This window comes from Raineyella antarctica (genome assembly GCF_900092135.1).
In the GTDB taxonomy this organism is placed as follows: domain Bacteria; phylum Actinomycetota; class Actinomycetes; order Propionibacteriales; family Propionibacteriaceae; genus Raineyella; species Raineyella antarctica.
The window spans coordinates 404,545-415,045 of sequence record NZ_FMYF01000003.1 but is presented as its reverse complement, the minus strand read 5'-3'; the positions used below and the strand labels follow the sequence as shown (position 1 = coordinate 415,045).

Sequence of the window (10,501 nt, the reverse complement as noted above, 5' to 3'; positions counted from 1 at the left end):
ATTCCGAACCCGGAAGTCAAGCCCTTCAGCGCCGATGGTACTGCACACGGGAGTGTGTGGGAGACTAGGACGTCGCCGGACAACACACACCACCCCCAGGGGTGGTGCACAGATCGGGCCGATACCCCTCACCGGGTATCGGCCCGATCCGCAATTACAGGACTTTTCAGCAGCTCCTCGCATCTCGGGTCGGAGGTGCGACAGGCGGCGTAGCCTCTCGGGGGTGCGATCCTGCGAGACGTGCGTTCCTGGGTGGTCGAAGGAGTCCTTGAGGTGGAGAACAACCGCGAGTCGATGGAGCTTTCGCTCGATGCCCCCGAGGACGAACTCCGGGAGGCGGCGGTCCGTACGCCCATGACGGGTCGACACCGCTCGGTCGTGGCTGTGGCGGGGGTGGCCACCTTGGGCTCGCTGCTCTTCGGCTACGACACCGGGGTGGTCTCCGGTGCGCTGCCGTACATGTACATGCCGACGGATGCTCACGGCCTGGCCCTCAATGCGCTCGAGGAGGGACTGGTCGGGGCCACCTTGCTGGTCGGTGCGGCCTTGGGCGCCTTGTTCGGCGGGCGGCTCTCCGACCGTTACGGTCGCCGGCACAACCTGCTCGTCCTGGCCGCCATCTTCGTCATCGGCGCGCTGGGGACGACCTTCGCCCCCGGGCTGTGGATGCTCTACCCCTTCCGGTTCATCCTTGGACTCGCCGTCGGCGGCGCCTCGGCAACGGTCCCCGTCTACCTCTCCGAGACCGCACCTCCACGCATCCGCGGAACCATCGTCTCGCTCGACCAGTTGATGATCGTGTTCGGGCAGTTGCTGGCCTTCACCTTCAACGCTGTCATCAACCAGGTCTATGGCGGGCCGCGGCTCACGGTCGCCGCTGATCCCAGCGGCGTCCTGTCGACGGGGTCGCAGTCCTGGGACAACGTCACCGCACAGCAGTCGGCCCTGGGCGGCCCGATGGACCCGGGGGCCTGGCAGCACTTCGTCCAGCAGCTCACCATCACCGGCGGCAACGGATCCGCCTGGCGGCTGATGCTGGTACTGGCCACCATCCCGGCCCTCGCGCTGTGGATCGGAATGCGCCGGATGCCAGAGTCCTCGCGGTGGTACATGGTCCAGCACCGTTACTACGAGGCGATCGGTTCGCTCAAGCGCGTCCGTGACGAGCGTGACGGTGACCTCTCCGACGAGGTCTTGGAGATGGCGCGGGTGCAGCGCCGGACGGAGGCGATGCCGAAGGGGACCTTCCGCGAGGTGCTGCGGACGCCATGGATCCGTCGGCTGTTCCTCGTCGGCGTCCTGCTGGCGGTGTGCAACCAGACCACCGGCGTCAACACGGTGATGTACTACGCACCCAAGGTCCTGGAGTACGCCGGGCTGGGGGCCTCGGCTGCGATCACTGCCCAGGTCGCCAACGGGGTGATGTCCGTGATCGGAGCGGCGGCCGGACTGTGGCTGATCTTCCGGTTCCGGCGCCGGCAGATCCTGATCACCTGCATCTCCCTGGTTGCTGTCAGCATGTTCGCCATCGCCGCCCTGTTCACGCTCCTGATCCAGCCCCACATGGCAGCGGGGACCCGACCGCCGGCCTACGCGCCGTTCCTGGTGCTGGCGGTGATGGGTTTCTTCATGCTGGTGGTGCAGTCCTCCAACGGCCCGGTGGTGTGGACGATGCTGGGCGAGATGTTCCCGGCGCACGTCCGCGGCATCGCCAACGGCGCGGCGGTCTTCTGCATGTGGATCGTGAACGCGGCGATCACGTTCACCTTCCCGTGGATGATGAGCACCCTCGGCGGCGGCCGGACGTACCTGCTCTACGGAGTGGTCAACGTCGTCGTCGCCGTCGTGCTCTACAAGGTGATGCCCGAGACGTCGGGCCGTTCGCTCGAGGAGCTGGAGGTGCACCTGCAGGCCACGTTCAGCCGTCCCGGTGATCCGGGGGACGAGCATTCGACCGATGGAGCGGTGACAGACCCCCGCTGAGCGGGGAACGCTGTACCGACTCCCACTTGAGCATCACGTGCTGCGGCGCGGGGATCTCAGCCGGTCGTACGCTCCCGTTCCAGCTCGGCGCGCCGGGTCTCCCATCGCGCGGCGGCCTCCAGGATCGCGTTCGTCATGAACCGGCTCATCTCCTGGCTGACCTGCAGCCGATGACCGGCGGCGGTGTTCGGCCCGCCGGCGGCTGCCGAGCCCTCGGCGAAGAGCTGCTCCATCTGGTCGAAGATCTGGCGACGGGTCACCATCGCCATGTACCAGTCCTCCGACACGAGAACATGGATGTCCCGGCGCGAGCCGGGATCCCGCTCCTTGCGTGTCAGCCCGACGTGCTGCAGGTAGGCCATCGCATGAGAGACGGCGGCAGGGCTGACGGTGAGCCGGTCGGCCAGTTCCGCCGCTGTCATCCGCCCGTCGTCGTCGATCAGCACGGCAGCGAACGCGCGGGCTGCGATGCGGGGCATTCCCGAGGTCTCCAGGAAAGCCCCGAGCCGTTCGATGAACATGTCCACCGCTCGCGGATCATGGGCACCGGCGTCGTGATGAGCGGCGTCGAGAGCCGCGTCATCACCGGCGCCCTGACCGCTGTCGCGAGCGGCGGGATCCTTGCCTGGCATCACGTTCTCCCTCCGGCTCGGCGAGCCCCATCCCCACATTGTGACTGAGCATCAGAAGATTCACAAGATTGTGAAGGCGGCGTACGCTGAAGGGGTGAACACGGTCATCGACATCGTCGACCTCACCAAATCGTTCGGACGCACCCGGGCCCTCGACGGGCTGGACCTCTCGGTCGCCGAGGGCGAGGTGCACGGCTTCGTGGGACCCAATGGCGCCGGCAAGTCCACCACACTGCGCATCCTGCTGGGCCTGCTGCGGGCCGACGGCGGGAAGGCGACCATGCTGGGGCAGGACCCGTGGCGTGACGTCGCCGATCTGCACCGTCGGATCGCGTACGTTCCGGGCGACGTCAACCTCTGGCCCAACCTGACCGGCGGGGAGGTGATCGACATGCTCGGGCGGATGCGCGGCGGGATCTCCCCGCAGCGTCGCGCCGAGATGCTCGAGCGCTTCGACCTCGATCCGACCAAGAAGGCCCGGACCTACTCCAAGGGCAACCGGCAGAAGGTCGCCCTGGTCGCTGCCCTGGCCTCCGACGCCGAACTGCTGCTCCTGGACGAGCCCACCTCCGGCCTCGATCCCCTGATGGAGCGGCTCTTCCGCGACGAAGTCGTCTCCGTCGCCGCGCAGGGGCGCACGGTCCTGCTGTCCAGCCACATCCTGTCCGAGGTCGAGGCCCTCGCCGACCGGATCAGCATCATCCGTGCCGGGCGGGTCGTGGAGACAGGTCCGCTCGCGGAGATGCGACACCTGCACAACACCCGGGTGCGGGCCGAATTGGCCCGCCCGGTGCAGCCGGGCGCGCTGCATGCCGTCGAGGACCTCGTCGTCGACGGTGCCCAGGTGTCCTTCAGCGTGGATGACGTCCACCTCGACGAGGTGGTCGCCGCGCTGTCCAGCCACGGCATCCGCTCGCTCACCAGCGAGCCGGTCAGCCTGGAGGAGCTGTTCCTGTCGGCGTACGGCACCGACGCTGCCACCGGCCTCCACGCTCCTCAGGGCACCCAGGATCCTCGGGGCACCCACGCCGCCCACACGCCCACCGGCGCCCCCGACGACGCCGAGCCGAAGCGTGCCCTGCGATGAACGGATTCGGCCACCTGGTCCGCCTTGCCTGGCGACGCGACCGCTGGATGGTGCTGGCCACGCTCGTGCTGGCCTGGCTGCTCACCTACTACTCCGCCGTTGCGACGATCGACCTCTACCCCGACGTCGCGTCCCGGGTCGCGTCCGCGAAGCTCTCCAACGGGCTCAGTTCGGTGATCATGGCGTACGGGCGCGTCTACGACCCGCAGTCCGTTGCCGGCCTGGGCGGCATCAAGCTCCAGATGATCGACTTCATGATCCTCACCTTCCTGGCGATCGCCGTCGTGCGCCGGCACACCCGCTCCGACGAGGAGACCGGCAGGTTCGAACTGCTGGGGGCCGGGGTGGTCGGCCACCGGGCCCCCCTGGCCGCCGCCTTCGGCTTCGCCTCGCTGGCCTCGCTGGTGGGCGGGATCGGCATCGGCGCCACTGCCGGCCTCGGCGGACTCCCGTGGACCGGCTCGTGGCTGATGGGGGCTGCCAGTGCGGGGACCGGGATCGCCTTCGCCGCCGTCACGGCCGTGGCCATGCAGCTGTCGGCCTCCAGTCGGGTCGGTAGCGGCTACGCGTACGGCACGCTCGCGGTGACGTACGTCCTGCGGCTGGTCGGCGACGTCCGCGAGGGGGTCGGTGGGGAGTTCCTGCGCTGGCTCTCCCCGCTGGGCTGGGGCCAGCAGGTCCGGGCCTGGAACGGCGACCGGTCCTGGGTGCTGTGGCTCTTCCTGGGGTTCGCCGCCCTCGGCTACGTCGCGGCGGACCGGCTCCGAGCAGGCCGGGACATGGGCGTGGGCATCTTCCCGGACAGGTCCGGCCCGGACCACGGCAGCATCGGGAGCTCGTACGGGCTCGCCTGGCGGCTGCACCGCGGTGGGGTGATCGGCTGGATGGTGGTCGGTGTCCTCCTCGGCATGGTGGCCGGTGCGCTGATCGGCGCGGTCGGCGGCTTCATGAACGAGGCGGCCGAGCAGATGCTGCGCCAGATCGGCGGCACCGGCATCGCCGACGAGTTGTTCGTGTCCATCTACGCCGGGATCGCGGCGCTCGCGGCGACCGCGTACGGCATCAGTGCCGTCCTGCGGACGCGCGAGGAGGAGACCGCCGGGCATGCCGAGGCGATCCTCGCCACGGCGGAGACCAGATGGCGCTTCCTGTCCTCCCACCTGCTGTACGGATTCGCCGGCTCAGCTGCCTTCCTCGTCGCGATGGGCGCGGCCGAGATGCTGGTCTGGACGCCCGGACCGGACAGCACAGTCACCGCCGTGGAGGCGTTCACCACCTCAGTGGTCCAGATCCCCTCCACCTGGGTGGTGATCGCGTTGGCCGTCGCGGTCGTCGGGCTGCTCCCGCGACTGTCCTGGCTGGGCTGGGCGCTGTTCATCGGGTTCATCCTGCTGGGCGAGTTGGGCCAACTGCTCTCCCTGCCGACCTGGCTGCAGGACCTCTCGCCGTACGCGCACACGCCCAAGGTGCCGGCCGAGCCGTTCGAGCTCGCCCCAGTGCTCACCATGGTGGTGCTCGCGCTGGTGCTGGCGGCCGTGGGGTCACTGGCCTACCGGCGCCGGGACCTGTCGGTCTGAACCGTACGACGTCCCGCGTCATGGCACGGGGAATACCGGGCGTGAATCCATGGTTCCATACTGGTAGAAGCTTCAACTAACTACCAAGGAGAACACCTGTGAGCAGCTCGATCATGGTCATCGTCGGCAGCACCCGTAAGGTCCGGAACGGCCGTGGCATCGCCGACGCGATCTCCGCCGTCCTGTCCGAGGATCCGCAGGTGACCATCGACCTGGCCGACCTCGCCGAGATCACGCTCACCCCCGAGGACGAGCCGCTGTCCCCGATGATGGGCCAGTACCAGCTGCCCACCACCCGTGCCTGGTCGCAGCGGGTCATCTCTGCCGACGCCGTGGTGCTGGTCACCCCGGAGTACAACGGTGGTTACCCCGCCTCGCTGAAGAACGCCGTGGACGCGATCGCCAAGGAGTGGGCCGCCAAGCCGCTGGCCGTCGCCTCGTACGGCTTCTACGGTGGCGTGCGTGCGCACCGCCAGCTCTCCGAGATCATGGGCAACCTGGAGTCCGACCTGGTCGAGGTGGAGCAGGGCCTGAACATCCAGTTCGGCCAGCAGGACCTCAACGAGCAGTTCCGTCTGGTCGACCCGGCCGCCGTCGTCGAGCGCCACCGTGACGCCGTCGTCGCCGTCCGTGAGGCGCTGCTCGCGCGCGCCAACGACGAGTCGGTCCGAGTCCAGGGCTGACCTCCGACCGGCCGGGCCCTGCCCGGCGATGAACGACCCCGGTGATCGGCGTCGGTACGACCTACTCGGTCGTGTCGGCGCCGATCGCACGTTCCGAGGCCGCCGTGGAGTCGCCCTTGCCGGCGGTCAGTGCATGGCGGTAGGGAGGTTCGGCGAGCCGGCCGCCGCCGGCCTGCCCCCTGCCCCACCACCAGGCCGCCAGCGGCCACAGCGCGATCGAGGTACCGCTGGCAAGGACCGCCCCGCCGAGCACGTCCATCGGGAAGTGTGCGGCGGCGTACAGCCGGGAGAGGCCCACGATGACGATGAACAGCACGCCCAGCACGACGGCCCACCACCGGCGTACGCCCCACATGGTCAGGGCGAAGAGGATGAAGATGGTGATCGAGGTGGCGAAGCCGGTGTGGCCGCTGGGGAAGCTCGCGTTGTCGTTGTAGATCACGACCGGGTCGAGCGAGTGCGGTGGGCGTGCGCGCGGGAAGAAGCCCTTGGCGAAGTGGCCGGGCAGCCACCCGAGTCCGGGCAGCAACAACGACGTCACTGCCATCACGATCCGGCGCAGCGCCAGGAGCAGCAGCGGCATCGCGACCAGCAGCCAGGGCACGACCTTGGGGCCCATGACCAGTTCGATCGCCTTGGCCAGCACCGTCAGGAACCCGTTCCGGTGCTCGTGGAACCACTGCAGCACGCCGAGCTCGCCCGTCGTCGCCGGATCGAGGTTGTGGCCGAGCGCGCCCAGCAGCATGCCGAGAGCGAGCAGGGCCACGCCGACCACAGCCATCCATGGCTTTGGGTCCACGGTGGCCGGCACCCGGCCCGGACGAGGGGTGGGGGACGCCGCGGTGTTGCTCTGCTGGAGACTCACGCCCGCACACTAGTCCCCGATGCCCTTGTCAGACTAGACTCTTGTGGCTATCGAGTGGTGGGCGACCCTCAGGGTGCCCCGTCCGGAACAGGAGGGGACATGTCGGTTCGAGACACTGCTCGCAAGGCCGGCAACAGCCGGGTGGTGGAGTACGGGGCGCGCGTCGGCTATGGCGCCAGTGGGGTGCTGCACCTCCTCCTGGCCTGGCTGTCCCTTCGGCTCGCCTGGGGTTCGTACGGCGGCGAGGCCGACCAGTCCGGCGCCTTCCAGGCGCTGAGCACCAACCCGGTGGGCGTCGCCGTGCTCGGGGTGTTGGGTGCCGGCTTCGTCCTGCTCGGCCTGTGGAACCTGACCGAGGCCGCCCTGGTGCGCGGTGACGTCGGCCGGGTCGTCAAGCACGTCGCGAAGGGCCTGACGTACGGCGTGCTGGCCTGGGGCGCTATCCAGGTCGTCATGGGCACCCACTCCTCGAGCGCCAAGCAGAGCAAGGACCTGACCTCCAGCCTGATGGGCAGTGTGGCGGGAGATGTGCTCGTGGTGGTCGTCGGCCTGGTGGTCGTGGTGATCGGGGGTTACCACATCTACAAGGGGATCGCCAGCAAGTACCGCGAGGACCTGGTGGAGAGCCTCGACCGGCCGATCGAGGTGGTCGCCACCTTCGGCTACGTCGCAAAGGGCATCGCGCTGATGGTGATCGGCGCCCTCTTCCTGGCGGCCGTCGCCACCCACGACCCCAGCAAGGCCTCCGGCATGGACGGGGCGCTGCGTACGCTGCTGAAGCTGCCGCTGGGCACGTTCCTGTTGTCGCTGATTGCCCTCGGGCTGGTGGCGTACGCGATCTACTCCTTCGCCCGGGCCAAGTACGCGCGGGTCTGAGCGCGTCGTGGAAGCATGGACGGCAACCAGTCACGACTCGCTTCCGGAGGTCTCCCGATGTCCCAGCCGTCGCACGATCCGGAGCTCGTCACCCTTGAACCACAGCGGGTCGCCGTGCTCCGCGAGACCGTCCGGATGGACGCATTGCCGGACTTCTTCGCCCGCGCGTACCAGGCAGTCATGGAGGCCGCCGGCAACCAGGGTGCCCGGATCATCGGGCCTCCGGTGGGCATCTACTACAGCATGCCGACCGACAGCGTCGACGTGGCGGCAGGTTTCCCCGTGGACCGACCGGTGAGTGGGGACGGGCTCCGGACCGAGACCCTGCCCGGGGGGCCGGCTGCCCAGGTCATGCACGTGGGCTCGTACGACACCATGCAGGCCACGTACGGCCGGCTGATGGTCTGGCTGCAGGAGCAGGGACTGGTCCCCACCACAACGATGTGGGAGAGCTACCTGACCGAGCCGAACGCCGATGCGCCGGAGACGATGCTGACGCAGATCACCTGGCCGGTCGTGGCCCCGGGCGGCGAGTAGGGTCCGCAGGAGGAGTATCCGCCGATCCGAGGAGTGCCCGACGTGCAGTGGTCCGAGGAGTCGACGGCCCACCGGGTGTCGCAGTGGCAGGATGCCCTGCGTGCCCGCCCCGGGATCAGTCCGGCCCGGGTCGAGGAGGCCGGAGCGCGGCTGCGCGGCCAGGTCGAGGACCTCGTGGAGCACGGGCTGACCGAGGAGGAGTCGTTCCTGGTCGCGGTGAAGCGGCTTGCGGCCGAGGACGAGTGGTCCCGCGAGGTCGCGACGGCCGATGCCGAGGGACTCTGGCGCGGCCTGGTGCTCGGCGATACGCGCCCGGCGACCGGGGTGACCAGTGCGACCGGGGTGACCGCGCAGACCCACCGACAGTCGAGGGCAGCCGGCCGGAGCGGGCTGTGGGTGATGCTCGCCTTCGCCGTCGTGGCAGGCCTGGTCGTCCGGGTGCCGTTCGCGCTGGCCGGGTCCGCGGGGGCGGGGGCTCCCGACCCCACCGTCCTCGCTTCGTACGGGATCTGTGCGGCGGCGGTCGTGGCCGCGTACGTCGCGTGGTTGCGCCGCCCGGCGCCGCCGGTGGTGAACGCGATCGTGGGCGCGGTGTTCGCGCTCGGCCTGCTGCTGGTGAACCTCTACCCGTTCCTGGCGCCGTACGACACCCGGCTGCTGGCGATCCTGCACGTCGGGATCGCCCTGTGGGTGGTGATCGGCGCTGCCTACCTCGGTCGTGCCTGGCGGCCGGGCGAGCGGTGGCTGGAGTTCGTCCGGTTCAGCGGGGAGCTGGCGATCCTGTACGTCCTGATCGCCCTGGGCGGCGCCGTGCTGGTCGGCCTGAGCACCACCATCTTCGGTCTGGTCGGGGTCTCCGTGGCGGACGTGTTGTCCTGGGTCGTCCCGATGGGGGCCGCCGGCGCGGTCATCGTCGCAGCGTGGCTGGTGGAGGCCAGGATGGGCGCGGTGCAGAACATCGCCCCGGTGCTGTCGGCGGTCTTCACTCCGTTGCTCACCCTGGTACTGCTCAGCTTCCTGGCCACGATGGCCGCCTCTGGGAAGCTGGTCGACCTCGACCGCCAACTGCTGATCGTCTACGACGTGGTCCTGGCGCTGGTCTTCGCCCTGGTGATCTTCTCGGTCTCGGCCCGCGACCGGATCGTCGCTCCCCGGGCGACCGACGTCCTTCAGATCGTGCTGATCGCCTCCGCCCTGGTCGTGGACGTCGTGGTGCTCGCCGCGATGGCTGGCCGGATCGGCGAGTACGGCGCCAGCCCCAACAAGCTCGCCGCCCTGGGGGAGAACATCGTGCTGCTGGTCAACCTCGCCGGCACGGGCTGGCTGTACCTGCGGTTCCTGCGCGGGCGGGGCCCGTTCGCCGCGCTGGAACGCTGGCAGGGCCGCTACCTGGCGGTGTTCGGTGCCTGGGCGCTGGTGGTCGCGGTCGCGTTCCCGCCGCTGTTCGGGTTCCGGTAGGCGCGCCGGCTCAGCTGTCGCCGAAGCCGGTCCCTGCGAGGGCGGCGATCGCGTCGAGGACATCATCGGCCCGGGGTCCCCGGGCCTCGAACCGCAACCGGTGCCCGCAGTCGGCGGCCAGACTCAGCATGTCGGCCAGGCTGTCGGCCGGCAGCGGGCCCTGGCCGGTGTCCAGGTTGCTGACCCTGACCTCGGCCTCGTGCTCGAGCACGAGCGCCACGATCCGTCCCACCGGCCGCAGGTGGAGGCCGACCGGGCTGGTGACCTCGACCTCGCAGGTCGTCCAGGGGTCGTCGTCCGAAGCCGGCGGGCGGTTCCTGGTGGCCCCGGCCGGCGCGGGATCGGCATCGGAGGTCGACACGTCGGCGACCTGGTACTGCTTGGCGAACAGTCCGGCCCGTGCCTGCGCGGCCGCGCGCTCCAGCGTCGCACCCCCGGCCGCGGCCACCGCGGCGGCGAGCAGCCCCTCGACCAGGGGCGCGCTGCAGAGCAGGACCCGGTCGGCGATCTCCTCCTCCTCGAGGAACTCCAGCGCCAGCTGGGCGCTGAGCACCGACGACCCGATGTCCATCAGCACCAGCACGCCCTCGGGGGAGTCGTACGTGGTGATCGCCTGGGCCACTGCTGCGGCGTCGGTGCCGTACGCGGGTCCGTCGGGGGTGTCGATACCGGCGGCGACACCGATCCGCAGGCCGTCCTCGGCCGGCACCATCTCACTGGCGAGTGCTGCGGCCGCCTCGGCCAGGGGACGGCTGTGCGACACGACGAGGATGCTGATCATGGGATCTCGGCCTTCCGTGGGC

10 protein-coding genes and 1 rRNA gene are annotated in these 10,501 nt (G+C 69.8%); 8 read left to right on the top strand and 3 right to left on the bottom strand.

Translation table 11 applies throughout. The features are described 5' to 3' along the window. Positions 1–81 (top strand): 5S ribosomal RNA (gene rrf / locus GA0111570_RS18395); the annotation flags it as partial. 213 nt (positions 82–294) lie between these two features. Continuing rightward, positions 295–1,983, top strand: coding sequence for an MFS transporter (locus GA0111570_RS06755; protein WP_092608313.1), 1,689 nt, complete (start codon positions 295–297; stop codon positions 1,981–1,983). Between the two features lie 56 nt (positions 1,984–2,039). Here the strand turns inward: GA0111570_RS06755 and GA0111570_RS06750 are convergent, their stop codons facing one another. Further along, positions 2,040–2,615 carry a GbsR/MarR family transcriptional regulator gene (locus GA0111570_RS06750; protein WP_175557365.1) on the bottom strand — a complete coding sequence of 192 codons (576 nt, stop codon included), beginning with the start codon at positions 2,613–2,615 and terminating at the stop codon, positions 2,040–2,042. A 94-nt stretch (positions 2,616–2,709) separates the two neighbouring features. On the opposite strand from GA0111570_RS06750, the gene GA0111570_RS06745 reads away from it, so the two are divergent. From GA0111570_RS06745 to GA0111570_RS06735, 3 genes are all read left to right on the top strand, one after another. Beyond that, a complete protein-coding gene (locus tag GA0111570_RS06745) occupies positions 2,710–3,702 on the top strand; it encodes an ABC transporter ATP-binding protein (RefSeq protein ID WP_092608199.1) in 993 nt (330 codons plus the stop codon). Beyond that, on the top strand, positions 3,699–5,279 hold the full coding sequence (locus GA0111570_RS06740; protein WP_092608196.1) for an ABC transporter permease: 1,581 nt from the start codon (positions 3,699–3,701) through the stop codon (positions 5,277–5,279). The genes GA0111570_RS06745 and GA0111570_RS06740 overlap by 4 nt, the downstream gene beginning before the upstream one ends. A gap of 98 nt (positions 5,280–5,377) precedes the next feature. Then, the gene (locus GA0111570_RS06735; protein ID WP_092608193.1) at positions 5,378–5,962 is read left to right on the top strand and encodes an NADPH-dependent FMN reductase; all 585 of its coding nucleotides are present in this window, start codon (positions 5,378–5,380) and stop codon (positions 5,960–5,962) included. A gap of 61 nt (positions 5,963–6,023) precedes the next feature. On the opposite strand, the gene GA0111570_RS06730 is transcribed toward GA0111570_RS06735, so the two are convergent. Further along, positions 6,024–6,827 carry a phosphatase PAP2 family protein gene (locus GA0111570_RS06730; RefSeq protein ID WP_139283168.1) on the bottom strand — a complete coding sequence of 268 codons (804 nt, stop codon included), beginning with the start codon at positions 6,825–6,827 and terminating at the stop codon, positions 6,024–6,026. 99 nt (positions 6,828–6,926) lie between these two features. Between GA0111570_RS06730 and GA0111570_RS06725 the strand changes: the two genes are divergently transcribed. Genes GA0111570_RS06725 through GA0111570_RS06715 form a run of 3 tightly spaced genes read left to right on the top strand, consistent with a single transcriptional unit; the run spans position 6,927 to position 9,698 of the window. After that, positions 6,927–7,703, top strand: a complete 777-nt coding sequence (locus GA0111570_RS06725; protein WP_092608187.1) for a DUF1206 domain-containing protein — start codon at positions 6,927–6,929, stop codon at positions 7,701–7,703. Positions 7,704–7,760: 57 nt separating this feature from the next. Beyond that, a complete protein-coding gene (locus GA0111570_RS06720) occupies positions 7,761–8,240 on the top strand; it encodes a GyrI-like domain-containing protein (RefSeq protein ID WP_092608184.1) in 480 nt (159 codons plus the stop codon). 42 nt (positions 8,241–8,282) lie between these two features. Beyond that, on the top strand, positions 8,283–9,698 hold the full coding sequence (locus tag GA0111570_RS06715; RefSeq protein WP_139283167.1) for a hypothetical protein: 1,416 nt from the start codon (positions 8,283–8,285) through the stop codon (positions 9,696–9,698). Positions 9,699–9,708: 10 nt separating this feature from the next. Here the strand turns inward: GA0111570_RS06715 and dhaM are convergent, their stop codons facing one another. After that, the gene (gene dhaM / locus GA0111570_RS06710; protein WP_175557364.1) at positions 9,709–10,479 is read right to left on the bottom strand and encodes a dihydroxyacetone kinase phosphoryl donor subunit DhaM; all 771 of its coding nucleotides are present in this window, start codon (positions 10,477–10,479) and stop codon (positions 9,709–9,711) included. Positions 10,480–10,501 lie beyond the last annotated feature (22 nt).